This is a genomic window from Hymenobacter busanensis, assembly GCF_008727865.1.
Classification (GTDB): domain Bacteria; phylum Bacteroidota; class Bacteroidia; order Cytophagales; family Hymenobacteraceae; genus Solirubrum; species Solirubrum busanense.
Genome location: NZ_VTWU01000001.1, coordinates 224,525 through 249,724, shown reverse-complemented (window position 1 = coordinate 249,724; position 25,200 = coordinate 224,525). Strand labels below are relative to the sequence as shown.

Sequence of the window (25,200 nt, the reverse complement as noted above, 5' to 3'; positions counted from 1 at the left end):
CAAAAAGGATTGGTGGCGAATAGGTAGGCGGCCTCGGCGGCCGCTTGGCGGGCACACATCTTCAGAGCAGCGGGCGGGGCAGGCTTGCTGCCCCACCGCTACACCTGCGGCACCAGCAGTTGGAAATCGGGGTGGCGGCGGTCTTTATCAGAAATCAGCGTCGGCTCCATAGGCCATTGAATGCCGATGGCGGGGTCGTTCCACCGAATGCCCCGCTCGGCCCCCGGCGCATATTTGGCCGACACCTGGTAGCACACGTCGGAGTTGTCTTGCAGCGTGAGGAACCCATGCGCAAACCGGCCGGGCACAAACAGCATCCGAAACGAGTCGGCCGTCAGCTCCACGCCCAGCCACTGCCCGTAGGTCGGCGATTCTTCGCGCAGGTCGATGATGACGTCGTAGATGGCGCCGCGGGTGCAGCGCACCAGCTTGGTTTCCTCGTGCGGGGGCAACTGGTAGTGCATGCCCCGTAAGGTGCCGCGGCGGGGGTTCGACGATAAATTGGCTTGCAGGGGCGGAGCAACGAGGCCGTGGGCCGCAAATTCGTCCTCGCACCAAGAGCGGGCGAAAAAGCCGCGCTCATCGGCCATGCGGTCTACATCAATGATGAAGGCGCCAGCCAGTTCCGTTTCGGTAAAAATCATGGCGAAGGTGGTGGATGTGGCAAGGGAGCATAAGGAGCGGAAAGCGTGTGCTTAGGCAACCGGAGCCGCCGCTAGTTCGGCCGCGTAGCCAGCCGGCACCGCCTCGGCGGCGGTGCTACGGCCAACGGGCTCGGGCTTGGCCCAGCTCAGGTCGTCGGTAAGGGCGTGGCTTTCGCGCAGGGCCGTGAGCACGCGCAGGCGCATGAAGGTGGAGGCCCGGAAGTTGGCGTCGTGAAAGTTCATGGCCGTGAGGTTGTCGCGCAGTTCGGCAATGGTATCGGCCAAGTGCCGCTGGGGCTGGTGGTGCGGTGCCAGCTCCCGGTACAGGCTGAAATCGACCCGGTAGGAGCGTTTGTCGGGCGGCGCGGCGGCGTTTAGGTTCACCTCGGTGTGGGGCACGGCCCGCGCTACGGCTTCGGCCAGCTCGCTCACCTGGTAGTTCCACTCGTCGGCGCCCACGTTCACGGCTACGTAGTGGCCGCCGTTGGCCGCCGGGCGTTGCACCGCCCACTCAATGGCGCGGGCCATATCCTGCACATGGATGAGGGGGCGCCACGGCGTTCCGTCGCTGAGGATGGTAATCTGGCCCGACGCCACGGCCGAGGCCACAAAGTCGTTGACTACCAGATCCAGCCGCAGCCGGTCGCTCCACCCGCAGGCGGTGGCAAAGCGTAGGCTCGTTACCGTAAAATCGTTGTCGGCCAGCGGCTTCAGGTCTTGCTCGGTTAGCACCTTGGAGCGGGCGTAGGCTGTGAGCGGGTTCAGCGTTGCGCATTCCGTGCGCGGAGCATCGTCGCCGGCACCGTACATGCTGCAGCTGCTGGCAAACACAAAGGCCTTCACCCCAGCCGCTTTGGCCCGGCGCGCCAGCCAGATACCCGCCTGGTGGTTCACCTCCATGGTGGCCTGCTCGAAGGCGTAGCCCATCGGGTCGTTGCTGATGGCAGCCAGGTTCACCACGGCATCGACGCCCACCAGCAAGCCCGCGGGCAGGTTGCGAATGTCGCCAAATACCTGGCGGTCGAGCAGCACCTCGGGCAGGCGCACGGCCCCCGTGAGGCAATGCGCAAAAAAACCGATGTCGTACCCGATCAGCTCGGCCTTGGGAAACGTCTGGCGCAGTTGGCGCACTACGCCAGGGCCCACATAGCCCATGTTGCCGGTAATAAGAATGCGGGCGGGGTTGAAGTTGATCATGTAGAGTAGGCGGAATGGCAGTAGAAAAAGCATTGTGCCGCGGCCAGAGGTAGCAAGGAGCTGCCGGCGGCCGCTGGCAAAGCTGGCTTAGTCGAGGGGCAGGACCGTGGGCGTGGCCACGCGCTGCCCTTTGGGCGCCTGCACGGGAGCAGCAAGAATCTCGGCCAGCACGGGGTCATCGTGCGTGGGCTCGGGGTCGTTGCTCCACACCTTCCAACTGGCTTTGCCATTCTGCCAAAGCTCTTCCAGCAGGTTCCGGTCGCGCAGGGTATCCATGGGCTGCCAGAAACCAGTGTGGCGGTAGGCCGCTAGTTCACCAGCTTGAGCCAGGCGCTCCAGAGGCGCTTTTTCCCACACCGTCTGGTCGTTTTCCAGGTAATCGAATACGCCCGGCTCCAGCACAAAAAAGCCGCCGTTAATCCAGGGCATTTCGCCGCCTTCGGGCTTTTCGGTGAAAGAGTGAATCGACGTATCGGTATCTGTGAGGTTGAAGACGCCGAAACGGCCGGGTTGGCGCACAGCGGTGAGCGTGGCCAGTCGGCCTTGCTGGCGGTGGAAACGAATGGCTTCGCGGATGTTGACATCCCCTACCCCGTCGCCGTACGTCATGCAGAAAGTCGCGTCTCCCACGTGCTCTTGCACCCGGCGCAGGCGGCCGCCGGTCATGGTTTCCTGCCCGGTGTCTACCAACGTCACGCGCCAGGGTTCGGCGTGGTGGCGGTGCACCTGCATTTCGTTACGGTCCATCTGAAACGTAACGTCGGCATTGTGCAGGAAGTAATCGGCGAAGTATTGCTTGATCATGTGGCCTTTGTAGCCACAGCACACCACAAAATCCCGCACCCCGTGGTGGGCGTACATCTTCATAATGTGCCACAAAATGGGCCGGCCGCCGATTTCAACCATAGGTTTCGGGCGCACGCCACTCTCTTCGCTGATGCGGGTGCCGTAGCCGCCCGCTAAAATCACCGCTTTCATTGCCTTGTTCGGGTTGGTGGAGAGGAAATTCGAAGGGCTTATGAGTGTTTTGACCAAACCATTTGGTAAAACTCTACTGGGTCTTCAGTATGCCGAAAGATATATTTAATTATAAGTTTCCAACAATAAATAGAAGTATATTTTTTAAAAAGTATAAATAATTACTAATAAGTACCATTGCATTAGTCTCATCCTATTTGTTGGTGGGAGCTAGTGCTCAGTAGTCGTTGGCCCAACCGTTGCGTTATCAGCCACACGAAACGGGAGTTGGTGAGCAGGTACCGCCGCCACAACCGGCGGGGCTCCAGCCACAACCGGTAGGCCCATTCCAGCCACAGCCGGCGCGCCCATACTGGCAGCCGGCGCTCCAGCCCCGCATAGGTGAGAAAAGCCTGCCCTACCCCTAGCATGCAAGCGCGAATGCGCCCCTGGTGCGCTGCCATCCACTGCTCTTGCCGCGGACAGCCCAACGCTACAAACAGCAGGTCGGGGTCGGCGGCGTTGATGCTGGCCACAATGGCCTCGTCTTCGGCGGGCGTGAGCGGGCGAAACGGCGGCGAGTAACTGCCCACGATGCGCAAGGCAGGTTGTTCAGCCTGCGCGCGGGCGGTGAGGGCCGCCAGTACCTCGGGCGTAGTGCCGTAGAAATACACCGATTGCCCGCGCCGCGCCGCTTCCTGCAGCAGCAGCGGGAGGGCATCCATGCCGGCCACGCGTTCCTGCCGGGGCCCCCCAAACCACCGCACGGCGGCGGCCACAGGGCTGCCATCGGGTGCTACCACGGCCGCTGCATTCACTACCTGCCCGAAGGCGGGTTGGCGGTGTGCCTCTACCAGCATGTGCACGTTGGCAAAGCACACGTAGGCCGAGCTGCGGGCGGCGCCTAGCTGCAATACGGTATCGACGAAAGCGGCAGCCGGGCCAGTGGAAACCCAGGTGCCCAGAACTTGATGGCGGCGGAGCACAGGTGGTGGAGTTAGTGGAATCATTGGGGTGGATGGGGAACGGAGCCTCCGGCGCAGGTGTAGCCCGCTGCTCCACCAACGGCGGCTACGGTTGCGCAGCATCCCCGCGTCCATTAGCCGCGCCAACACAGCTTTCTGGCTTATCTGCAGGTCTGCCATTCCGGAAGTTCCGGTCCCCATTCCACCCCAGTATGTCGGGAGTGGGCAGTTTTGGGTGGCGGTGTTAATAGGCGTTCTTTTCGCCTTTCACCATGTTCCACACCGTTTGCCCAATAATCTTCATATCAAGGCCAAACGACCAGTTTTCGACGTATTTCAGGTCGTATTCCACGCGTTTTTCCATGGTGCCGGCTTCGCGGGTTTCACCCCGGTAGCCGTTCACTTGCGCATAGCCCGTTATGCCGGGCGTCACGGCGTGGCGCAGTTGGTATTCGGTAATGTGCTTGGAGTATTCTTCCAGCTGCGACACCATGTTGGGCCGCGGCCCGACTACCGACATATGGCCCAGCAGTACGTTGAAGAACTGCGGCAGCTCGTCGAGGTTGTACTTGCGCAGGTAGGCACCCATGCGGGTAACCCGAACGTCGTTTTTAGTCGCCTGCAGCTCGGTTTTGCCGTGGTCGGTGCGCATCGTGCGCAGCTTGTAGCACGGAAACAACTGGTTGCGCTTGCCGGGGCGCAACTGCTTGAAGAATACCGGTCCCGGCGAGTCGAGCTTGATCAGCAGGGCCAGGACGGGCATGATGAAGGGAAAGACCAAGCAGATAACCGCAAGCGAAAAGCCAATGTCAAAAACCCGTTTCAGCAGTTGATTGGTCCGAATACCCAGCGGCTCGTGCCGAATGGTGAGAATTGGCAGGTGGTCGTAGAAGTACACGTTCACGTCTTTGCGCACGGTCCCGCGGAAATCGGGCACAATGCGGAACGACAGGAAATGCTGGTCGGCGAAGTGCGAGAGGTCTTCGATTAACTCCCGTTGGTCGAGCGGCAGGGCAAAGTATATTTCGTCGATGTGCGTCTGGCGGCAAAAGTCTTTCAGGTCGCCGATGCGGCCCCGCACCAGGGCCCGCAGGCCGCCGGGGATGGGCTCGTCGGCAAAGAACCCGACAAACTCATTGCCTACGGGGTCGTGGGAGGCCAAAAACCGGTACAAGCTCTGGCCGCTTTCGCCCGCTCCCACTATCACGTAGCGACTAGCCGGCCGGGCCATGTGGCGCAGGTAGAGCCGGTAGCTGAACGTGAGCAGGAACCGCCCGCTCACCACTGCCATCAGCGAAACGCTGTAAGCTGAAAATAGAAACCGGGCCGACACCCAGTATTGCTGCAACACAACCGCGCCAATACCCAGGAGCACAGCATGCAGCAGAAACGTGCGCATGACGTAGAGCAGCTTCTCGGGATACGTTATCAGCCGATCGACGCGGTAGATGTTGGCGTACTGCCCGGAGAGAATCCACCAGAGCAGGGCAAAAACCGAAAACAGCGCCACGTCCATCCGCCCGAAATGCCAGCCACCACTGATGATAAAGCCGGCCAGGCGGAAGGCGCCAAAGATGAGAACTACGTCAAAAAGCGGTAAAACAATGCGGGACGCATCGGAGTAGTGGCGGTAGCGTTCCATAGCAACAGGGCATGTATGCGGGGTGGAATGGTGCAGCCATCAAGGCAGTGGTTAGCAGCACGAGGTAAGTAGAACAAAGAAAGCATTTTATTTACCTTAATCAATATTTATTATAACATAATTTATAAAAAGTATAACGCTTCTTGCTCTTGTGCATTTAGACTCCATATACCGCAATTATCAACGCCGATGATCAGAGCCATAATGTTCTGATTATCAACAAAACAAATCCCCAAGTACGCAAGAGCCGCCTAGGGGTCATCCTAGGCGGCTCTTGCGTACTTGGGGATTTGCGGGGATATTGCTTACTCGGCAGTCAGCACATCCGAGGCTTTGGTGGCGGTGGCTTCGGCCGGACTGCCCATGGCGCGGGCCTTGCCCGGCAGCGTTTTGTGGCGCTCCTTACCCAGCGCGGCGGCCGGCTCGGGCACCCAGTGGTGCAGACCACCGGCGCGCTCGTCGTTGAACGTAGTCGGGATGTTATTGGCTTCGGTACGCTCCTTCCACGTCTGGTGCTGGGTGCCATCGTCGCGGCGCTCCATCGTGATGCACTGCTCCACGGGGCATACCAACGAGCAGAGGTTGCAGCCCACGCAGTTTTCCTGGATGATTTCGGGCACTCGGGAGCCTTCGCGCAAGGCAATAGCCTGGTGGGCGCCGTCTTCGCAGGCCGTGTAGCAGAGCTGGCAGCCGATGCACTTGTCCTCGTTGATCTGGGCCGTCACCTTGTACTTCAGGTTCAGGTCTTCCCAGTGCTTCACATTCGGCAGGGCCTTGCCCACGAAGTCGTAGATGGTGTTGAAATTCTTTTCCACCATGTACTGCTCCAGGCCGGCCGTCATTTCGCGGATGATGCCGAAGCCGAAGTGCATGGCCGCCGTGCACACCTGCACGCTCGATGCCCCAAGCAGGATGTGCTCTACCGCGTCGCGCCAGTTCTCGATGCCGCCGATGCCCGAAATAGGCAGGCGCACGTTCGGGTCCTGGGCGCAGTTCTTGATCATGTTCAGGGCAATGGGCTTCACGGCCGGGCCGCAGTAGCCGCCGTTCGAGCCTTTGCCGTCCACAATCGGGTAGGGCGCAAACTGGTCCAGATCGACGCCCACGATGCTCTGAATCGTGTTAATGAGCGAAATGGCATCGGCCCCGGCTTTGCGCGCGGCGCGGGCCGGCTCGGTTATGTCCGAAATGTTGGGCGTTAGCTTCACGATGACCGGAATCTTGGCCACTTCCATCACCCACTCCACAATGGTCTGCAGCACCTCGGGCTCCTGCCCTACGGCCGAGCCCATGCCCCGCTCGCACATGCCGTGCGGGCAACCGAAGTTCAACTCGATGCCGTCGGAGCCGGCGTTGGTCACGTCGCGCACGATGTCGTGCCATTCTTGGCGGCTTTGCACCATGAGGGAGGCAATGACGGCGTGGTTGGGGAAGCGCTTTTTTACCTCCTCGATTTCGCGCAGGTTGTCCGCGAGCGGGCGGTCCGAAATCAGCTCGATGTTGTTGAAGCCGACCATGCGCTTGTCGCGGTAGTTCACGCTGCCGTAGCGGCTCGATACGTTCACCACGGGCACGCCCAAGGTCTTCCACACCGCGCCGCCCCAACCGGCGTCGAAGGCTTTCATCACCTGGTAACCCGAGTTGGTGGGCGGTGCCGAGGCCAGCCAGAACGGGTTCGGCGACTTGATACCGGCAAAATTTATGGAAAGATCGGGCATGGCTACAGCTGGTTAGAAAGGTATTCGTGGATGCCGCGGGCCGTAGCTTTGGCTTCGGCGGCGGCGTTTACCACTTCGGCGCCGCCGTTCAGGGCGTCGCCCGAGGCGAAATACTTGGGGTTGGTGGTCTGGCCCGTGCGGGCATCGGCCACAATGCGGCCCTTGCCGTCGAGCTGCAGGCCCGGTATCAGCTGCAGAAAGTGCGTCTGCTTGGCTTGACCGGTAGCCTTGATGACCATGTCGCAGGGCTCCACGAACTCCGAACCCGGCACAATCTGCACCTGTCCGTCCTGAATGGCCGTGCGGATAAACTTCACGCCTTCCACCTTGCCGTTGCCCACAATTTCCACCGGCGCCACGTTAAAAAGCCCCTTCACGCCCACGCCCTTGGCCAGGTCGTACTCGAACTCGTAGGCCCCCATCTCCTCCTTGCCGCGGCGGTAGGCCAGAATTACGCTGTCGGCCCCGAGGCGCGACGATTCCGAAGCCGCGTCCATGGCCGTGTTACCGCCGCCGAGCACGATTACCTTTTTGCCGACGGCTACGTGGTGGTGTTCGGTGCGCAGCTGCTCAATGAACTCCACCGCGCCGATGCAATTGGCCCGTTCCTCACCCGGCAGTAGCAAGGCGTTGGTGCGGCCCAAGCCGATGCCAAGGAAAATGGCGTCATATGATTCTTCCAGTGCCTCCAACTCGCGCCGCGAGCTGATGGGCTGGTTGTAGTGCACCTTGTAGCCGAATTGCGACTCCAGGTACTCCATTTCGGCCAGCGTCTCGGCGTTGGTGATTTTGTAAGGCGCCACGCCGTAGAGCGTCAGGCCCGAGGGCAGCGCCTTGGCCTCAAACACGTCCACTTCGTAGCCGAGGGCGCGCAGCTCGCAGGCCGCCGAAATGCCCGCCGGACCGGCCCCAACCACGGCCACTTTGCGGCCATTCGGCGCGCCCGGCCCAAACAGCTTCTTGCCGCTGTCGATGACCTTGCGCGTGGCGTGGCTTTGCAGTCGCCCGATTTCAATGGGCTTCTGCTCGTTGAGGTTGTACACGCAGGCGCCTTCGCAGAGCACCTCCGTGGGGCACACCTTGCCGCAGGCGTTGCCGAAGTAGTTGGCCTCGTAAATCGTCTTAGCCGCCCCGGTGGTGTTGCCGGTGTTGATCTGGCGGATGAACTGCGGAATGTCGATGCCCGAGGGGCAAGCCTTAATGCAGGGCGCATCGAAGCAAAACAGGCACCGGGAGCTTTCGTACAGCGCCTCGGTGTTGCTCATCAGGGGTTTGATCTGCGCGAAATTCGCGTCAAACTCCTGCTCAGTGGTGGGAGTAGAAAATTCTGCCATTGCGGCGTTGGTTGCGGAGAGAAGGGAAATATTGTCGTCCTGAGCAGAGCGAAGGACCTTATTACATCTGCTAGCAACCCCACAATCGTGGGAGTCTCCTGCGTGATAAGGTCCTTCGGCTTTGCCTCAGGATGACAGCTGAAACGAAATGGCCTACAGCTCCACCAGCTTCTCGTAGGTTTCGGGGCGCCGGTCGCGGAAGAACTGCCAGGTGGCGCGCACCTCGTCAATCATGTCGAGGTCGAATTCAGAAGTAAGCAGCTCGTCCTTGTATTCGTCGGCCTGGGCAATGATCTGCCCGCGCGGGTCCACGAAATAGCTAGTGCCGTAGAAACGGCCCAGGTTCCAGGGCTTCTCCTCCCCTACACGGTTGATGCAGCCCATGAAGTAACCGTTGGCGGCGGCGTGGGCGGGCTGCTCCAGCTTCCAGAGGTACTGCGAGAGGCCGGCCACAGTAGCCGAGGGGTTGTACACGATTTCGGCCCCGTTCAGGCCGAGCACGCGGGCTCCGTCGGGGAAGTGCCGGTCGTAGCAGATGTACACACCCACCTTAGCATACTTGGTCTGGAACACGGGGTAGCCCATGTTGCCGGGCTTGAAGAAAAACTTCTCCCAGAAGCCGGAGGTGTGCGGAATGTGGTTCTTGCGGTACTTGCCGAGGTAGGTCCCGTCGGCGTCAATTACGGCGGCCGTGTTGTAGAGGAAGCCCGCGGCTTCTTTCTCGTAAATCGGCACGATCATGACCATGTTGTACTTCTTGCAGTACTCGGCCATGCGCTCGGTCGTGGGGCCGGGCACGGGCTCCGCCGAAGCGTACCATGCTTTGTCCTGACCGGGGCAGAAATACGGGGTGTTGAAGATTTCCTGCAGGCAGAGAATCTGTACGCCCTGCCGACCGGCCTCCTCAATCAAGGGAATGTGCTTTTGCACCATGGCTTCCTTGATTTCCTCAATCGTGCCTTCGCCTTCGGTCATCGGCAAGCTCATCTGGATGAGACCAGATTTAATCATTCTTGGCATTGTGGGTACGCGGTTATTTGGTTGGGGAAAGTGTTTCTGGTGGAAGTCGGAAAGGGCCACAAGGGCGTCATTCCGAGCGAAGCCGAGGAATCTCGCTGGATAGTAATTCTGTGGTTGAATCAGAATTACTATTCAACATCAGCACGCGAGATGTCTCGACAAGCTCGACATGACGGGCTGAAAACAGCTCTTGGTAAGTTAGTAAATCGTGGGGCCTCTTTTGATAAACTGCCCGTAGCCACGGCCCACTTTCGTTTCGCCGTCCTGCACGGCCACTTTGCCGCGCAGCACCACCGTGTCGATTTTGCCGGTCAGTTCCCAGCCTTCGTAGCCGGAGTAGTCCACGTTCATGTGGTGGGTCGCGGCTGAAATCGTGTGCTTCTTCTCGGGGTCGAAGAGCACCAGATCCGCATCGGCGCTGACGCTGATGGTGCCTTTGCGCGGAAACATGCCGAAGATTTTAGCCGCGTTGGTGCTCGATACCTCCACGAATTTCTGCAGGCTGATGCGGCCCTTGTTGACGCCCTCCGAAAACAGCAGTTCCATGCGGTGCTCGATAGCCGGGTGCCCGTTCGGAATCTTCGAAAAGTCGTCCTTGCCCATCTGCTTCTGCTCCCACATAAAGGGGCAATGGTCGGTGCCCACCACCTGCACCAAGCCCTGGTTGATGCCGGCCCAGAGCGTCTCCTGGTCTTTTTTCTCCCGCAGCGGCGGCGACATCACCCATTTGGCACCCTCAAACTCTTCGCCGTAGAGCGAGGCATCGAGTAGCAGATACTGAATGCAGGTTTCCACGAACACGCGCTGGTTGCGCTCGGTGGCGCGCCGCACTTGGTTGAGCGCGCCCTCGCAGGTCAGGTGCACGATGTAGGCGTTGACGCCGGTGTAGTTGGCAATGTCCGAGAAGCGGCCCGAGGCTTCGGCTTCCGTTACTTCGGGCTGCGAGAGGTAGTGGTAGCGCGGCGTGAGCTTGCCCGCGGCCCGGTGCTGGGCAATGAGCGTGTCAATCATGTCGCCGTTGGTGGCGTGGGCCGTCACCAAGCCGCCGTGCTTGCGCACTTCCTGCATCAGCCCCACCATCTGCGCATCGTCAATCATGAGCGCGCCCTTGTAGGCCATGAAGGTCTTGAACGAGGTGATGCCCTCGGCCACCATGTCCTTGATTTCCTCCTTCGTGGTCGGGTTGAAATCCGTCACGGCCATGTGGAAGCTGTAGTCGCCCACGGCCGTGCCGGTGGCCCGGCCCTGCCACTCCGTGAGGGCTTCGCGCAGCGAGTGGCCCTGCTTCTGCAGCACGAAGTCGATGACGGTGGTGGTGCCGCCGTGCAGCGCGGCGCGGGTGCCGGTTTCGTGGGTATCGGAGCTGAACGTGCCCATGAAGGGCATATCCAAGTGCACGTGCGGGTCGATGCCGCCGGGCACCACAATTTTACCAGTGGCATCGATGACTTCGTCGGCCTGCACCGGCAGGTTTTTTCCAATGGCGGCAATGGTTTCGCCGTCAATCAGAATGTCGCACACCGCGTCGGAATCGGCCGTGACGACGCGGGCATTTCGAATAAGAAGGGACATGCGCTAAGGCAAAAGCGGGCAAATACGAGGGAAAAAGAATCCGGAAGCGGCGCGGCGGTTAATCGTCGCAGAGCTGCAGATTGTAGGAGTACCGGAAGCCGTTTTCAGGCAGGTTGGAGCCTTTGCCCACCAATATCAGCACCCGGTCGCCGGGGTACACCCGGCGCAGGGGAGCTACCGCCCGACGGTCTTTCAGGTACAATTCATCGGTCGGCTTTTCCAATTTTAGCCAAGCCAATAAATCAGTGGAATTAAAGGCCGCCACGGAGTTAAAATAATTCCGACCGATGGGAATTCGTCCGCGAATTAAATATAGCTCCACGGCCAGTGAATCCCCGGCTAATTTTGGCAAACTCACGGTGCGTAATTCTGCCAGCGGCAGGCAGCTTGTTACAGCTGTTTGCTTACCGTTTATGAGCAAGCTTTTATCGGCCGGCACCTGCGCCTCAGCGCTAGTTTCCAAGCCCACAAAAGCGGTCAGCATTACCAGAACTTTTTTGCAAACCGAACGCATACCCGTGGGTGAGAGACGAACCAGCTGTGCCGACCGGTAGATTTGGACAAACTGGATTGGCCAGCGGTTACTTCCTGCGGAACTTACCGCGCGTGCTCGTCGGCAATGCGGATGGCTTGCGAAATGATGTCAAGGCCTTCGTCCAGCTCGTCCTTGGTGATGTTGAGCGGCGGCGCGATGAAAATGTAGTTCCAGCGCACGAAGGTGTACATGCCCAGCTCGCGGATTTTGGCTGCTACCTGGTTCATCACCGTCATCTGATCGGGCGCAGCGTTCCAGGGCGCCATCGGCTCCTTGGTGGCGCGGTTTTTCACCAGCTCGATGCAGCCGAACAGGCCCGTGTTGCGCCAGTCGCCGATGCTTGGGTGCTCGGCCATCAGGTCACACATGCGCGCATCGAGGTATTTGCCCAGCTCGGTCACATTCTCGAGCATGTTTTCTTCCTCGTAGATATCAAGCACGGCCACAGCGGCGGCGCAAGATACCGGGTGGGCCGAGTACGTAAGGCCCAGCGGCAACGGACGGTCATCGAAATAGTGGGCAATTTTCTCGTCCACCATCACGGCCCCCAGCGGCAGGTAGCCGGCCGTAATGCCTTTGGCCATGCACATCAGGTCCACCTTCACGCCGTGGTGGTCGGAGCCGAACCACTTGCCGGTACGACCGAAGCCCGACATAACTTCGTCAGCCACAAGCAGAATGCCGTACTTGTCGCAAATTTCGCGTACCCGTTTCCAGTAGCCGGGCGGGTACTTGATGCAGCCGGATGTACCCGATTCGCCCTCGAGCACGATGGCCGCGACGCTGCCCGGGTTTTCGTACTGAATGATGCGCTCCATGGCCGCGGCGGCACGCTCGGCGCATTCTTCGGGCGTGGCGCTGTACCAGGGGCAGCGGTAGAAGTACGGGTTTTCCACGTGCACCGTACCGGGCATGGCCTGCGAATCGACGGCGAACTTGCGCGGGTCGCCGCCCACGCTGATGGCCCCGTACGAAGCACCATGGAATGACTGGTACAACGACACGATTTTGTGCCGGCCGGTGTAGATGCGGGCCAGCTTGATGGCGTTTTCAATGGCTTCGGCCCCGCCCAACGTGAAGAAGGCCTTAGTCAGATTGGGCGCGGTGATTTGCGCCAAGCGCTTGCCAAGGTCGCCGCGGGCTTTGGTAATCATGCCGGGGTACACGTAGCTCAGCTCGCGCATCTGCGCAGCCACAGCCTCGGTTACTTTTTGGTTGCCGTGGCCGATGTTCACGTTCATCAGCTGCGACGAGAAGTCGATGTAGCGCTTGCCGTCCCGGTCCCAGAGGTACACGCCCTCGGCGCGCTCGGCACTAATGGGGTTCAGGCCGCTTTGTTTCGACCACGAAAAGAGCGTGTGGTCGAGGTTATCCCGCAGGATTTGCTCCTTGTCGGTTTCGGTAAAGGTTTCCATTTTGGTTGTGGGGAAAGGGCAATTAATAGGCGCACAAGGCGTCCATTAAATGTAGGCAAAAGACTTGAATCCAACCGTGCTGATTTAAGCAAAAACGGCACTATTGATTTAGGTCAATCTAAAATTGAATTTGGTCGTCATGCTGAGCGAAGTCAAAGCATCTCTACCTCTTCGTTCTCCCAATAGAAGATACTACCAGTAGAGATGCTTCGACAAGCTCAGCATGACCGTTCTTTGACCAAGCAAAGGAACCTAGCTCATCCAGTTTACGCGCGACTCTGGGTTCCACTTGGTAGTGGTTTTCTTGAGTTGGGTCCAGAACTCAATGGAGCTTTTGCCGGTGATGTCGCAGGCGCCGAACTTCGACTCGTTCCAGCCGCCGAAGGAAAACGGCTCCCGCGGCACGGGCACGCCGATGTTGACGCCGATCATGCCGGCGTTGGCGTGGTCCATCACGTAGCGGGCCGAGCTGCCGCTGCTGGTAAACACGGCGGCGGCGTTGCCGTAGGGGTTGGCGTTTTCGATGGCCAAGGCCTCGTCAAGGGTGTTGGTGCGCATGATGGCCAGCACCGGCCCGAACACTTCTTCCTGCGCAATGCGCATGTCGGGCGTCACGTAGTCGATGACGGTGGCGCCCACGTAGTAGCCGTCTTCGTGGCCGGGCACGGTGGCATTGCGGCCGTCGAGCAGCACTTTGGCGCCGGCTGCTTCGGCTTCGGTGATGTGCGCTTCGATCCGCTCCTTGGCTTCGCGGCTGATAACGGAGCCGAGGTTCTGGCCGGGCACAATCTTGCGGGCTTCTTCCACAATTTTGGCCACGATGCCATCAACGGCGCCAACGCCGACCATGGTGGAGCCGGCCATGCAGCGCTGCCCGGCGCAACCTGACATGGAAGCAGCCACGTTCGAGGCCGTCATTTCCGGATGCGCATCAGGAAGTACCATCAGGTGGTTTTTGGCGCCGCCCAGGGCCACGCAGCGCTTCAGGTTGCTGGTGGCACGGATGTACACCACCTTGGCAATCTTGGTAGAGCCCACGAAGGACACCGCCTGGATATCGGGATGGTCACAGATGGCTTCCACGATTTCCCGGTCGCCGTGCACGATGTTAAGTACGCCGTCGGGCAGGCCGGCTTCTTTCAGCAGCTCGGCAATGCGGCCGGCGCTCAGCGGCACCTGCTCCGAGGGCTTTAGGATCATGGTGTTGCCCAGCACGATGGCGTTCGGGATGGTCCAGTGCGGCACCATGTTGGGGAAGTTGAAGGGGGCAATGCTGGCCACCACGCCCAGAGGCTTGCGCTCAGCGCGGGCTTCCACGCCCTTGCTCACTTCCAAAAACTCGCCCTGAATGAGCTGGGGCATGGAACAGGCAAACTCGGTCAGCTCGATGGCTTTTTCGACTTCGGCACGGGCCTCGTCGTAGGTTTTGCCGTTTTCCTCGCGCACCAGGTCGGCCAAGGCTTTCATGTCGCGCTCCAGGAGCATTTTATACCGGTAGAAAATCTGAACGCGCTCTTTGATGGGCATGGCCGACCAGGCGGGATACGCGGCTTTGGCGGCTTCTACGGCTTGGTTGAGGGCGGCGGAGCCGCTCAGCGGCAACGTGGAAATCACGGCGCCGGTTAGGGGACTGAAGACGTCCATGGCGCGGGCGCCGGCGTCTTCTACAAACTTCCCAGCCACATAATTGCGCACGGCCGGATACTTCAAAACTTCGACTTCCATGTTACCTTTTTGTTAAGCCGTTGCAAGTAATGGATTTGTTACACATATGCAACTTCCGGCATTTTTTTCCGGCGTTTTTCGTCGCTTTTTTACAAGTTCTGCAATAAAAGCTAGCGTTTCGGCCATAAGAAAGCCGCGCCGTTGACGAGGCAACGGCGCGGCTTTGCAATTTTCCGCAGGGCGGCAGGTCTTGGCTTTACCTTATTTCACTAAGTTGATGGTAACGACCTTGCCCGGCCCTTCAACGGTGAACTTGCAGTCGTCGAAGTCGGGCGCGGCGAGGCGGGGGCGGAAGTTGTTGGAGAAGCCGTAGGGCTCGGTGGGAATGCCCACCATGTTCTTGTCGAGCTTGTCGTTGTTGTTGACGTCCTGCGTAATGGCCACGGCCCATTCGCCGGGCTCAAGATTTACGGGCAGCACCAGCTTGCTCTGGCCGTCGGGGTTCACGCGCTTGAGCATGGTGTAATGGCCCGGCTTCAGGAAATTCTCGCGGATGTTGTAGAAGTACAGCTTCACCACCGAAGTAGTGGAGGCCAGATCCGACACGACGACCATGACCGGCGACGTAGCGGTGGGCTGACCCGAGCCAGCCGGGGTGGCAGCTACACACAATAGGCTGCAGGCAGCCGCAACGAGAGCTTTCGGGAAGGCAGGCATAGGCATAGCGCTGAGAATAAAGGGTGTTCCGGGCCAACACCAATATCCGGAAAATAATTTTACGCCGGGCTGCCGGTATCGGTTTCCGTGGTCGGCAGCGGCCCGCGGCTCATGGGCGTTGGGCCGTTGCCGGGAGGTTGCGGCTAGCACTTCCGAAGGCCGAATTTCTGCCAACCACCTCTCCTGAAGCCTACTACCCAGCTGCTCCACCCTTGGAAGTTTGTCTATCCTACCAGTTCTTCCGATGGTATTCAATGGGGTAATTATTTTTCATAGTGACTCCCTTTGCTACCTGATCGGCGCGGCAGCGGAGAGAAGCCCGGTTGGTGCGCCCTAAAGACACCACCACTGCTGGCCTGAAACGCGCGCAGCATGCGGCTTCCGCCGCCTTCCGAAAGCTGCTCCAAAAGTTGACCGCAACTTTCTGCGTTCTTGCCGCTTAAAGCACCAGACACGGCTTCTGCTCATGAAAAAACTCGTTGAAAAGCACCCGCTGGCCATTCGCTGGTTTCACTGGGTCAATTTTCCGGTGCTGGCCCTCATGATCTGGAGCGGCATGTGGATTTACTGGGCCAACGATGTTTACCGCATCGGCTGGGGCCGCACCACGCTGTTTAAGTTCTTCCCGCAGTCGTTTTACGAGGCTTTCCACATCGACCACAAGCTGGCCCAAGGCATGGCGTGGCACTTCGTGCTGATGTGGGTATTTGCCCTCAACGGCCTGCTGTACGTGCTCTACACGGCCGTTTCGGGCGAGTGGCGCGAACTGCTACCCAACCGCCGCAGCTTCGCCAGCGCCTGGCAAACCGTGCTGCACGACCTTGGTATTCGGAAAGCGCCACTGCCCAAGCAAAAATTCAACGGCGCCCAGCAGATTGCCTACACCGCTGTGGTGCTGATGGGCGCGGGCTCGTTGCTCACCGGCCTGGCCATTTACAAGCCCACGCAACTGGCCTGGCTGACCACGGCCCTGGGCGGCTACGAGTGGGCCCGCATCGAGCATTTCGCCCTTACCGTCGGCTACGTGCTGTTTTTTCTGGTGCACATTGCCCAAGTCGTGCGCGCCGGCTGGAACAATTTCCGGTCTATGGTGGCCGGCTTCGAGGTGGTGGACACGCCCGATTCCACCACGCCCGCTGGCCTCCCTCCTTCTGCAACCACCGACCCTGCCTAAGCCATGCCAGCGTCTTCTTCGCCCGACTCGCTTCCCCGCGAACCAACTTCCCAGGCTCCTGCGCCGGACGCGCTGCAGCAGGAAATCCGGCGCCGTTCGCGCCGCTCGTTTCTGCTGGCCGGCGGGGCCGCGCTGCTCGGCCTCGGCGGCTGGGGCTGGCTCGTCACCCGGCCCGACGAGGACGGGGTACCGGCTCCGCTGCGGCGTGTACTCGACGCCAACGGCCGCCTCTCGGCCGCGTACTTTCGCAACACCCGCCTCGCACCGGAGTTTGCCCGCGGCCGCGCCCGCGCACCCCGCGTGAATGGGAAATACGGCCTCAAAACCGAGCTGGATGCCGCTGCGTGGCGCCTGAACGTGCAAGGTTTCGGCCCGGCCGGCACCCGGCAGCTTACTCTGGCCGACATTCGGGCTCTGCCGAAGGTAGAGATGATAACCGAGCTCAAATGCATCGAAGGCTGGAGCACGGTGGTCCATTGGGGCGGCGCCCGTTTCGCCGATTTCCTGGCCACATACCCCTTGGCCACGCGCTCCGGCCAGCCCGCCGACCCTAATAACCCGCCGGCCGACCTGGCGCCGTTCGTGAGTTTGGTCACGCCCGACCGGCAATATTATGTTGGGCTTGATATGCAGAGCGCCTTGCACCCGCAAACCTTGCTCTGCTACGAAATGAACGGCCAGCCGCTCACGCCCGAGCACGGCGCGCCGTTGCGCCTCGTTACGCCGCTCAAATACGGCATCAAGCACCTCAAGCGCATCGGCACCATTGCCTTCGTCGACCAGCGCCCCGCCGATTTCTGGGCCGAGCGCGGCTACGACTGGGACTCGGGCCACTGAGGTGTCTGCAACGAAAACAGCTTTTCAGGCAGCACCAAACGACCCGTGGCACCTCTTCCCAGAGGTGCCGCGGGTCGATTAACAGTTTACAAGTTGGTTTACAGTACGTTGCTGGCTTTCAGCTCGCCGGGAAAAGCCTTGCGAAACTTCTCCACTTTGGGCACCGATACGTGCTGCAAATACGGGTTGTCGCGCAGGTGCAGGCGGTAGTAGCCTTGGTGGTAGTCTTCGGCGGGCCAGAACTGCGTGAAGGCCGTCACCTGCGTTACCACCGGCTGGGCGTAGTGCTTGGAGGCGTTTACCTGCTTGATGGTAGCCTCGATGAGCTGCTTTTCCTGCGGCGTGCGGTAGAAGGCTACTGAGCGGTACTGCGGGCCCGCGTCGGGGCCTTGGCGGTTGAGGGTGGTGGGGTCGTGGGCGCCCAGGAAAAACACGTTCAGCAGCTTCTGGTAGCTGATTTGTTTCGGGTCGTAGTACACCTGCACGGCTTCGGCGTGGCCGGTTGCCTCGCCCGATACCTGCTCGTAGCTGGGGCTCTTTACGGATCCCCCGGCGTAGCCCGACACGGCCGCCCGCACGCCGCGCAGCTCTTCAAACGTTTCTTCGACACTCCAAAAACAGCCTCCGGCAAAGGTGGCCACGGCCAGACCGGTCAGGTCTTTGGGCGGTGCCGCGGCCGTGGAGCGGGCCGATTGGGCCTGAGCCATCGAGCCAAAGGCACAAGCGGCCAGTATGGTCAGCAACAAGGATTTTGCGTGGGTCATGTCAGCGAGAAAGGTAGAAGCCAAAGGCACGTGTACAACACCGGAAGCCCGGCCATTTGTTCACTGGCGCCCAAGCTGCCACGCCGTCGACGCCTCCCAGTTTTCACCCTACGGCAATCAGTCTCGCAACAGATTGTCTTAACCTGAACTACCGCTTTTTGCGGGGCTTGGTGGGCTCCGGGCGCCGCAACGACGACTCGCGCACCAGCAGCTCAGGCTTGAGCATGATCTGGCGGGAGCCGCGCAGCTTGCGGGTATCGAGCAGGCCCTGGAGCAGTTGCACCGCCGTTTTGCCCATCCGCTCGCAGCGCTGGTCCACCGACGAGAGCATGGGTTCCGTCAGCGACGTGAAGACCTCGTTGCTGAAGCCCACGATGGCCACGTCGTCGGGCACGCGCAGGCGGCGCTCTTTGGCCACCTGCATGGCCCCCACCGCCGCCAAATCATTTGACGAGAAAACGGCGTCGGGGCGCTGGCCTGCCGGGAGTTTCAGCAAGCTGCGCATGGCCTGTTTGCCGCCTTTCAGGTTCATTTCGCAGAAGGCAATCAGCTCCTGCTCAATGGGCATGCCGTGGGCCGTCAGCGCGTCGAGGTAGCCTTGGTGGCGGTTGCGGTGAATGTTGAGGTGCAGCGGCCCGGTGAAGTGCGCAATGCGCGAGCAGCCCTGCTCGATGAGGTGCGACACGACCTGGTAGGCGCCTTGGTAGTCGTCGAGCACCACGGTGCCCACGTTGGGTCCGTCGAAGCCTTCCACCACGCGGTCGAAAAACACGAGCGGCACGCCCTGGCCGCGCACGGCGTCGAAGTGGGCGAAATCCTGGGTGGTGTTGGCCAGCGACACAAGGATGCCTTCGACCTGGGCGTTCATGAGCAGCTCCAGGTTTTTCTTTTCCTGCTGCACGTCCTCGTTCGATTGAAAAATCATCACGTTGTAGCCGGCCTTGCTGGCTTCCACAGCAATGCCGTTGACGACCTCGGGGAAGAAGTGCCCGGTGATGTGCGGCACGAGCACGCCCAGCGTGTTGCTGCGCCCGCGGCGCAGGGCCGCCGCCAGCTGGTTGGGCTGGTAGTGCAGCTCTTCGGCCAGTTGCCGCACCCGCTGCTTGGTGGCTTCGCTCACGTCGGCGTGGTCCGACAACGCCCGCGAAATAGTGGAGGCCGACAGGTTCAGGGCCTTGGCCAAATCAGTTATGGATGCCCGACGGTTTGCCATCTTCTTTATGCTCGCTTCTGGTACCGAAATTCAATTTCCCCGGGCACAACGGGCCACTACCGCCGCTTGGTACACGCGCACCGCAGCCCAGCCCTGGCGGCGCGTTGCGCGCCGAAGCCGGCAAAATAGCACCGCTGGGTGCAACTTCCATCATCCGGCTTTTCTTCATTTACCCTGTCCAGACAAAATTCCCGCGCAGGGCGCCAGAGCCGGCCGCCTTTCCGCCTGGCAACGAAACCTTTCGGGCGGAATCCGACCGGGCGCACCCGCGCCCGCGGTGCGTTCATTCGTCGTTACGTTCAGCTCCCACAAAGCCCGCATGAAGTAGCTGCCGGTATTTCGGTGGGTGCTTGGCGGGCTGGGGCGCGGGGCAATTTGCCGGGCAGAATTGGTATACCACTCCGTTCCGCCCTACCTTTCCACTCCCATATCTTCTTCCAAATGGCTGAACAAACCCTCACCCAATTGCGCGCCGGCGTGTTGCACGGCGACGAAGTGCAGTCCTTGTTTCAATACGCCAAGGCCAACGGCTTTGCCCTGCCGGCCGTGAACGTGACCGGTACCAACACCGTCAACGGTGTGCTGGAAACGGCGAAGGCCGTGAACTCGCCCGTCATGATTCAGTTTTCGAACGGCGGTGCGCAGTTTTTTGCCGGCAAGTCGATTCCCAACGGCGACCAGCGTGCCAGCATTGCCGGCGCCATTTCGGGCGCGCAGCACGTGCACCTCATGGCCCAGCTCTACGACGTGCCCGTGGTGCTGCACACCGACCACGCCGCCAAGAAGCTCCTGCCCTGGATCGACGGCCTGCTGGCCGCCGGCGAAAAGCACTACGCGCAGTTCGGCCAGCCGCTCTACAGCTCGCACATGCTCGACTTGTCGGAGGAGCCGATTGAGGAGAACATCGAAATCTGCAAGCGCTACCTGGAGCGCATGAGCAAGATTGGCATGACGCTGGAAATCGAGCTGGGCGTGACCGGCGGCGAAGAAGACGGCGTCGACAACTCCGACGTGGACTCCTCGAAGCTCTACACCCAGCCCGAGGAAGTAGCTTATGCTTACGACCAGCTGAGCGAAGTGAGCAACCGCTTCACCATTGCGGCTGCGTTCGGCAACGTACACGGCGTGTACAAGCCCGGCAACGTGAAGCTGCAGCCCAAAATCCTGCACAACTCGCAGGAGTACCTGCGCCGCAAAAACAACATTGCCGAGGCCCTCCCCATCGACTTTGTGTTCCACGGCGGCTCGGGCTCGTCGCAGGAGGAAATCCGCGAGGCCATCAGCTACGGCGCCATCAAGATGAACATCGACACCGACCTGCAGTGGGCGTTCTGGGAAGGCATCAAGGACTACTACGTGGGCAACGAGGCCTTCCTGCAGGGCCAGATCGGCAACCCCAACGGCCCCGACTCTCCCAACAAGAAGTACTACGACCCGCGCGTATGGCTGCGCAAGGGCGAAGAAGTGTTTGTGGCCCGCCTCAAGCAAGCCTTCGAAGATTTGAACTGCGTAAACCGCCGCCCCTAACCGCGTAGATGAAACGAATCGGGGTATTTACCAGCGGCGGCGACGCGCCGGGCATGAACGCGTGTGTGCGGGCCGTGGTGCGCACCGCGCTCTACCACGGCGTGGAGGTGTACGGCATCATGCGCGGCTATTCGGGCATGATCAAGGGCGAAATCGTGCGCCTCGACACCACGTCCGTGGCCAACATCGTGCAGCGCGGCGGCACCATTCTTAAGTCGGCCCGCTCGCAGCGGTTCCAGACCAAGGAAGGCCGCCAAGCCGCGTTCGATCAGCTGGTAAACCATAAGATTGAGGGCTTGGTGGCCATCGGCGGCAACGGCACGTTCACGGGCGCGGAGCTGTTCGAGCGGGAGTTTGGCATTCCGACGGTGGGCGCGCCGGGCACCATCGACAACGATTTGTTCGGCACCGACTACACCATCGGCTACGACACGGCCGTCAACACCGCCCTCGAGGCCATCGACAAGATCCGCGACACGGCCGACTCCCACGACCGCGCCTTTTTTGTGGAGGTAATGGGCCGCGACTCGGGCTACATTGCCATTCCCTGCGCCATCGGCGGCGGGGCCGAAATTGTGCTGGTGCCCGAAACGCAACAGTCGCTCGAATCGGTGATTGAGCAGCTGCAGATCGGCCGCAAGCGGCAGAAATCGTCGTTTCTAGTGGTGGTGGCCGAAGGCGAGGAAGAAGGCAACGCTACCCATATTGCCACGCAGGTAAAGGAAGCCATTCCCGAACTCGACGTGCGCGTGACGGTTGTGGGCCACATCCAACGCGGCGGGGCGCCCTCGGCGGCCGACCGGCTGCTGGCCTCGCAGATCGGCATAGCGGCGGTGGAGGGCCTCATCAACGGCATGCGCTCGGTCATGGCCGGCATCGTCGACCGGAAGCTCGTCTACACCCCCTTCCACGACTGCATCACCCGCAAAAAGCCAATCAATCAATCGTTCATGCGGATGATGGAAATCCTGTCCACATAACCTCCGGCAGTCGACAGTCTGCTATTTCCGCCCGCCACCCAGACCGCCGTTTTCGGCAAATTGGGTCGGCGGGCGGTTTTTTTGGTCCTTGCCCGCGGCGGCTGAATATATTTGCCCGCGGCTACCGCCTCCGGCGTGGCACTTGGTGATGCGGCCCCACGGCCCGCACCCCGCCGCGTCGGCACCGTGGGTTGGCTTTTTCACTTATGACTCGCAAACAGCTCATCGCCCAAGTCGCGCTTCACCTCTTCGCCGAAAAAGGCGTCGAGCATACGCCCACGCAGCTAATTGCGAAGGAAGCCGAGGTATCGGAGGCTCTTATTTTCAAGCACTTTGGCAGCAAGGAGTTGCTGCTCGATTACGTCATCCGGACCGGCTACAAGCGCGTGATCGAGCAAAACCGCGGCCGGCTGCTGGAAAACTCACCGCTGGAGCTCATTCACCGCATCATTGAGTTGCCGCTGGTGCTGGTGCGCGAAGAAGCAGCCTTCTGGAAGCTGCAAACCCGTCTCGGCGACGTGGAAGTGGCCCGCACCCAGCACGAGCGGTTTATGCAGCCCTTGCCCGGCCTGCTCGAAGTGGCATTCCGGCAGCTCGGCTACGCGCAGCCGGCCCAGGAAGCCCGCTTGCTGATGCTGCTGGTGGACGCCCTCTGGAAAAACCTGGCAACGAACGGGACAAACGAGTTGCCCGAGCTACTGGAATTTATCAAGTCCAAATACGGCTCACAGGTTGCCAGCAAGGCTTTTTAGCGGCCGAAATCGTCTTGTACCCGCACGATATCGTCTTCGTCGGAAGGCTGGGCGGCGTCGGTGTGCTGCCATATTTCGGCCAGCACGCCCCAGCCCTGCAGGCCCACGAGGCGGTGCCGCTGGCCCTGGCGCAACGTTATTTGCTCGCCGGGCTGGTAAGTTTTCAGCTCGCCTTCTTCGTCGGTGTCGCTGGTAACCACGCCCACCGGGCCCTGCACCACGCGCCAGATTTCGGCCCGGCGGAAGTGGTACTGCCACGAAAGGCGCTGACCGGGAGCCACGAGCAGAATCTTGGGGCTGAGCTTGCCCGAAATCCGCAATTCGTCAACCGAAAGCCCTCCGAAGTACGCATCGGCAAACGACTGGGCCTGAGTTTCATCGATAACGAAGAAGCCGCCCCAGGGGCGCGTCTGGTCCTGGCGGTCGATGCGGAAGCCCTGCGCTTGCAGTTGCTGCTCGGTTTGCGCAAAAAGCTGCTGTTTGGGGGTCTGTACGTCGGTCATAAGAAGGCGAAAATAGCTAATTATTCTGCCAGCTGCACATGAATTGACCGGATATTCAGCCGTTGGCAGCCGCTAATGCACTGGTAGTTTCTTCTGGCAACAACTCCTCACGCGCGCCAGAGCCAATAGGAATACCGGCGAACCAACCAGCCTTTATTACTTTGCGCCCCGCAACTCATTCGTGCTTTAACCCATCCGTTGCCCATGTCGACTCCCCTTTCCGGCACCTCTGCCGCGCCAGCCCATATTCCTACCGCCACTTTCGAGCTAGGCAGCTACCAAGCCGCCGTAGATGCCCAATTGCAGGCTTTCGGGACCCAAAACTTCACCGAGCGTTTCTGGCAAAAAGATGCCACGCTTTGGACCCAGGATGCCCAGGCCCAGCAAAGCATCCGCAGCTTTATGGGCTGGCTGCGCGTGGCCGAAGACCTGCAGCAGGCCGTGCCCGACCTGGAGCAGTTTGTGGCCGAAGTGAAGGCTGCGGGCTTCAGCCACGTGGTGGTGATGGGCATGGGCGGCAGCACCATGGCCCCCATTGTGTTTCGCGAGTCGGCCGAACAGGGCCCGAACGGGCTGAACATGCTGGTGCTCGACACCACCGACCCCGGCACCATTCAGGAGATTGAACAGGCGGTGCCGCTGGCCCACACGCTGTTCATCGTGGCCAGCAAATCGGGCACCACGGCCGAGCCGCTGGCGTTTGGCGACTATTTCTACGCCCGCCTGAAGGAAATCAAGGGCGAGCGGGCCGGCGAAAACTTCATCGGCATCACCGACCCCGGTACGCCCTTCGTGGCCACGGCCGAGAAGCTGGGCTACCGCCGGGTGTTCCTGAACTTTCCCGAAGTGGGCGGCCGCTTTTCGGCCCTCACCTACTTTGGCCTCGTGCCCGCCGCCCTCTACGGCCTCGACGTGCGCGAAATCCTGACCCGCGCCCTGCACATGATGCGCGCCTGCGGCGCCAACGGCCCCGCCGAAAACAACCCCGGCGAAGCCCTCGGCGTGGCCCTTGGCGTGCTGGCCCAGGCTGGCCACGACAAGCTCACCCTGCTCGTGCCCCCGTCACTCAGCAGCCTCGGCCTCTGGATGGAGCAGCTGGTGGCCGAAAGCACCGGCAAAGAAGGCCTTGGCATCTTGCCCATTGCCGACGAGCCGCTGGCCTCGGCCGACTACGGCCTGGACCGCGTGTTTGTATACGTGGGTTACAAAGGCCAATCCGACGCGGCCAACGAGCAACTCATCAAACAACTGCGCGAGAAAGGCCACCCGATCATCACCATTCTGATGAACGACGTGCTGGATTTGGGGCAGGAGTTTTTCCGCTGGGAAGTGGCCACAGCCGTAGCCAGCGCCGTGTTCGGCATCAACCCCTTCGATCAGCCCAACGTGCAAGCGGCCAAAACGGCTACCGACAAGCTGATGAAGGCCGTGGAAGAGCACGGCGAACTGCCCCAGCAACCCGCTACGCTGGCAGAAAACGGGCTGACGTTCTACGCCTCCCACGCCGGGGCGGCGGGTTCGGCCGCCGAGCTGGTGAAAGACTTTTTCGGCCAGGCCCAGGCCGGCGACTACCTCTCGGTACAGGCTTACCTGACCGAAACGCCCACCGTAACCGGCGCCATTCAGCAGATTCGGGCGGCGGTGCTGAACAGCCGGCATATTGCCACCACGGCTGGCTACGGCCCGCGCTTTTTGCACTCCACCGGTCAGTACCACAAGGGCGGCCCCAACACCGGCCTGTTTCTGCAGCTCACAGCCGACAACCCGAACGATTTGCCCTTGCCCGGCCGCTCATACACGTTCGGCACGCTGAAAAACGCCCAGGCCCAGGGCGACCTGGAAGCCCTGCACCACAACGGCCGCCGCACCCTGCGGGTGCACCTCGGCGCCGATGCAGCCCAAGGCTTGCAAACGCTGCTGGCGCTGGTGCCGACGCGCTAATTCAGGGTAACTGTCTACCACCGCAGCCCCGGCACGAACGCGCGCCGGGGCTGCGGTGCGTCAGGTCCTCGCGTAAAATCGGCGAATCGCCGCTCCAGCCGATAAACCGCGACTTTGGGCGTCCTTTG

22 protein-coding genes are annotated in these 25,200 nt (G+C 60.9%); 6 read left to right on the top strand and 16 right to left on the bottom strand.

Translation table 11 applies throughout. The features are described from left to right. Positions 1-98 precede the first annotated feature (98 nt). The 13 genes from rfbC to F0P96_RS00985 all read right to left on the bottom strand — a co-directional run bounded on the left by rfbC (position 99) and on the right by F0P96_RS00985 (position 15,387). The gene (gene rfbC, locus F0P96_RS01045) at positions 99-644 is read right to left on the bottom strand and encodes a dTDP-4-dehydrorhamnose 3,5-epimerase (protein ID WP_151076891.1); all 546 of its coding nucleotides are present in this window, start codon (positions 642-644) and stop codon (positions 99-101) included. Between the two features lie 51 nt (positions 645-695). Further along, on the bottom strand, positions 696-1,841 hold the full coding sequence (locus F0P96_RS01040; RefSeq protein ID WP_151076890.1) for an NAD-dependent epimerase/dehydratase family protein: 1,146 nt from the start codon (positions 1,839-1,841) through the stop codon (positions 696-698). Positions 1,842-1,928: 87 nt separating this feature from the next. Beyond that, a complete protein-coding gene (gene rfbF, locus F0P96_RS01035) occupies positions 1,929-2,819 on the bottom strand; it encodes a glucose-1-phosphate cytidylyltransferase (RefSeq protein WP_151076889.1) in 891 nt (296 codons plus the stop codon). A 188-nt stretch (positions 2,820-3,007) separates the two neighbouring features. Next, positions 3,008-3,784: a WecB/TagA/CpsF family glycosyltransferase gene (locus F0P96_RS01030; protein WP_235917338.1), complete on the bottom strand. Its 777-nt coding sequence runs from the start codon at positions 3,782-3,784 to the stop codon at positions 3,008-3,010. A gap of 223 nt (positions 3,785-4,007) precedes the next feature. Then, entirely contained in the window at positions 4,008-5,405 is a 1,398-nt protein-coding gene (locus F0P96_RS01025; protein WP_151076887.1) for an undecaprenyl-phosphate glucose phosphotransferase, read from the bottom strand. Positions 5,406-5,710: 305 nt separating this feature from the next. Continuing rightward, positions 5,711-7,123 carry an NAD-dependent dihydropyrimidine dehydrogenase subunit PreA gene (gene preA, locus F0P96_RS01020; RefSeq protein WP_151076886.1) on the bottom strand — a complete coding sequence of 471 codons (1,413 nt, stop codon included), beginning with the start codon at positions 7,121-7,123 and terminating at the stop codon, positions 5,711-5,713. A gap of 2 nt (positions 7,124-7,125) precedes the next feature. Beyond that, entirely contained in the window at positions 7,126-8,457 is a 1,332-nt protein-coding gene (locus F0P96_RS01015; protein ID WP_151076885.1) for an FAD-dependent oxidoreductase, read from the bottom strand. Between the two features lie 153 nt (positions 8,458-8,610). Then, complete coding sequence (locus tag F0P96_RS01010) at positions 8,611-9,468, bottom strand: nitrilase-related carbon-nitrogen hydrolase (RefSeq protein WP_235917337.1); 858 nt, start codon at positions 9,466-9,468, stop codon at positions 8,611-8,613. A 207-nt stretch (positions 9,469-9,675) separates the two neighbouring features. Then, positions 9,676-11,049, bottom strand: coding sequence for a dihydropyrimidinase (gene hydA / locus F0P96_RS01005; protein WP_151076884.1), 1,374 nt, complete (start codon positions 11,047-11,049; stop codon positions 9,676-9,678). Between the two features lie 58 nt (positions 11,050-11,107). Continuing rightward, entirely contained in the window at positions 11,108-11,563 is a 456-nt protein-coding gene (locus F0P96_RS01000) for a hypothetical protein (RefSeq protein ID WP_151076883.1), read from the bottom strand. An 83-nt stretch (positions 11,564-11,646) separates the two neighbouring features. Next, positions 11,647-12,999 carry an aminotransferase class III-fold pyridoxal phosphate-dependent enzyme gene (locus F0P96_RS00995; protein ID WP_151076882.1) on the bottom strand — a complete coding sequence of 451 codons (1,353 nt, stop codon included), beginning with the start codon at positions 12,997-12,999 and terminating at the stop codon, positions 11,647-11,649. A 252-nt stretch (positions 13,000-13,251) separates the two neighbouring features. Further along, positions 13,252-14,724, bottom strand: a complete 1,473-nt coding sequence (locus tag F0P96_RS00990; RefSeq protein ID WP_235917336.1) for a CoA-acylating methylmalonate-semialdehyde dehydrogenase — start codon at positions 14,722-14,724, stop codon at positions 13,252-13,254. Positions 14,725-14,925: 201 nt separating this feature from the next. After that, on the bottom strand, positions 14,926-15,387 hold the full coding sequence (locus F0P96_RS00985; RefSeq protein WP_235917335.1) for a DUF2141 domain-containing protein: 462 nt from the start codon (positions 15,385-15,387) through the stop codon (positions 14,926-14,928). Positions 15,388-15,847: 460 nt separating this feature from the next. Between F0P96_RS00985 and F0P96_RS00980 the strand changes: the two genes are divergently transcribed. Beyond that, positions 15,848-16,555, top strand: coding sequence for a cytochrome b/b6 domain-containing protein (locus F0P96_RS00980; RefSeq protein ID WP_151076881.1), 708 nt, complete (start codon positions 15,848-15,850; stop codon positions 16,553-16,555). Between the two features lie 3 nt (positions 16,556-16,558). Next, a complete protein-coding gene (locus F0P96_RS00975; RefSeq protein ID WP_151076880.1) occupies positions 16,559-17,392 on the top strand; it encodes a molybdopterin-dependent oxidoreductase in 834 nt (277 codons plus the stop codon). A gap of 98 nt (positions 17,393-17,490) precedes the next feature. Here F0P96_RS00975 and msrA read toward each other — a convergent pair whose 3' ends face one another. Together msrA and F0P96_RS00965 are read right to left on the bottom strand one after the other, a co-directional pair. Then, on the bottom strand, positions 17,491-18,156 hold the full coding sequence (gene msrA / locus F0P96_RS00970; RefSeq protein ID WP_151076879.1) for a peptide-methionine (S)-S-oxide reductase MsrA: 666 nt from the start codon (positions 18,154-18,156) through the stop codon (positions 17,491-17,493). Between the two features lie 148 nt (positions 18,157-18,304). Beyond that, positions 18,305-19,339, bottom strand: a complete 1,035-nt coding sequence (locus F0P96_RS00965) for a LacI family DNA-binding transcriptional regulator (protein ID WP_160620060.1) — start codon at positions 19,337-19,339, stop codon at positions 18,305-18,307. 471 nt (positions 19,340-19,810) lie between these two features. On the opposite strand from F0P96_RS00965, the gene fbaA reads away from it, so the two are divergent. The 3 genes from fbaA to F0P96_RS00950 all read left to right on the top strand — a co-directional run bounded on the left by fbaA (position 19,811) and on the right by F0P96_RS00950 (position 22,628). Then, entirely contained in the window at positions 19,811-20,896 is a 1,086-nt protein-coding gene (gene fbaA, locus F0P96_RS00960; RefSeq protein ID WP_151076877.1) for a class II fructose-bisphosphate aldolase, read from the top strand. Positions 20,897-20,904: 8 nt separating this feature from the next. Then, positions 20,905-21,876: a 6-phosphofructokinase gene (gene pfkA, locus F0P96_RS00955; RefSeq protein WP_151076876.1), complete on the top strand. Its 972-nt coding sequence runs from the start codon at positions 20,905-20,907 to the stop codon at positions 21,874-21,876. A 206-nt stretch (positions 21,877-22,082) separates the two neighbouring features. Further along, on the top strand, positions 22,083-22,628 hold the full coding sequence (locus tag F0P96_RS00950; RefSeq protein WP_151076875.1) for a TetR/AcrR family transcriptional regulator: 546 nt from the start codon (positions 22,083-22,085) through the stop codon (positions 22,626-22,628). Here F0P96_RS00950 and F0P96_RS00945 read toward each other — a convergent pair. Continuing rightward, on the bottom strand, positions 22,625-23,131 hold the full coding sequence (locus F0P96_RS00945; protein ID WP_151076874.1) for a cupin domain-containing protein: 507 nt from the start codon (positions 23,129-23,131) through the stop codon (positions 22,625-22,627). The two genes, F0P96_RS00950 and F0P96_RS00945, sit on opposite strands and share 4 nt — an antisense overlap. A 204-nt stretch (positions 23,132-23,335) precedes the next feature. Between F0P96_RS00945 and F0P96_RS00940 the strand changes: the two genes are divergently transcribed. Then, complete coding sequence (locus F0P96_RS00940) at positions 23,336-25,072, top strand: transaldolase (protein ID WP_151076873.1); 1,737 nt, start codon at positions 23,336-23,338, stop codon at positions 25,070-25,072. The last annotated feature ends 128 nt before the right edge of the window (positions 25,073-25,200 follow it).

Excerpts from the sequence above, each read along its gene's own strand:
- rfbC (WP_151076891.1), bottom strand. The coding sequence starts at position 644 with ATGATTTTTACCGAAACGGAACTGGCTGGCGCCTTCATCATTGATGTA.
- F0P96_RS01040 (WP_151076890.1), bottom strand. The coding sequence starts at position 1,841 with ATGATCAACTTCAACCCCGCCCGCATTCTTATTACCGGCAACATGGGC.
- rfbF (WP_151076889.1), bottom strand. The coding sequence starts at position 2,819 with ATGAAAGCGGTGATTTTAGCGGGCGGCTACGGCACCCGCATCAGCGAA.
- F0P96_RS01025 (WP_151076887.1), bottom strand. The coding sequence starts at position 5,405 with ATGGAACGCTACCGCCACTACTCCGATGCGTCCCGCATTGTTTTACCG.
- preA (WP_151076886.1), bottom strand. The coding sequence starts at position 7,123 with ATGCCCGATCTTTCCATAAATTTTGCCGGTATCAAGTCGCCGAACCCG.
- F0P96_RS01015 (WP_151076885.1), bottom strand. The coding sequence starts at position 8,457 with ATGGCAGAATTTTCTACTCCCACCACTGAGCAGGAGTTTGACGCGAAT.
- F0P96_RS01010 (WP_235917337.1), bottom strand. The coding sequence starts at position 9,468 with ATGATTAAATCTGGTCTCATCCAGATGAGCTTGCCGATGACCGAAGGC.
- hydA (WP_151076884.1), bottom strand. The coding sequence starts at position 11,049 with ATGTCCCTTCTTATTCGAAATGCCCGCGTCGTCACGGCCGATTCCGAC.
- F0P96_RS01000 (WP_151076883.1), bottom strand. The coding sequence starts at position 11,563 with ATGCGTTCGGTTTGCAAAAAAGTTCTGGTAATGCTGACCGCTTTTGTG.
- F0P96_RS00995 (WP_151076882.1), bottom strand. The coding sequence starts at position 12,999 with ATGGAAACCTTTACCGAAACCGACAAGGAGCAAATCCTGCGGGATAAC.
- F0P96_RS00990 (WP_235917336.1), bottom strand. The coding sequence starts at position 14,724 with ATGGAAGTCGAAGTTTTGAAGTATCCGGCCGTGCGCAATTATGTGGCT.
- F0P96_RS00985 (WP_235917335.1), bottom strand. The coding sequence starts at position 15,387 with ATGCCTATGCCTGCCTTCCCGAAAGCTCTCGTTGCGGCTGCCTGCAGC.
- F0P96_RS00980 (WP_151076881.1), top strand. The coding sequence starts at position 15,848 with ATGAAAAAACTCGTTGAAAAGCACCCGCTGGCCATTCGCTGGTTTCAC.
- F0P96_RS00975 (WP_151076880.1), top strand. The coding sequence starts at position 16,559 with ATGCCAGCGTCTTCTTCGCCCGACTCGCTTCCCCGCGAACCAACTTCC.
- msrA (WP_151076879.1), bottom strand. The coding sequence starts at position 18,156 with ATGACCCACGCAAAATCCTTGTTGCTGACCATACTGGCCGCTTGTGCC.
- fbaA (WP_151076877.1), top strand. The coding sequence starts at position 19,811 with ATGGCTGAACAAACCCTCACCCAATTGCGCGCCGGCGTGTTGCACGGC.
- pfkA (WP_151076876.1), top strand. The coding sequence starts at position 20,905 with ATGAAACGAATCGGGGTATTTACCAGCGGCGGCGACGCGCCGGGCATG.
- F0P96_RS00950 (WP_151076875.1), top strand. The coding sequence starts at position 22,083 with ATGACTCGCAAACAGCTCATCGCCCAAGTCGCGCTTCACCTCTTCGCC.
- F0P96_RS00945 (WP_151076874.1), bottom strand. The coding sequence starts at position 23,131 with ATGACCGACGTACAGACCCCCAAACAGCAGCTTTTTGCGCAAACCGAG.
- F0P96_RS00940 (WP_151076873.1), top strand. The coding sequence starts at position 23,336 with ATGTCGACTCCCCTTTCCGGCACCTCTGCCGCGCCAGCCCATATTCCT.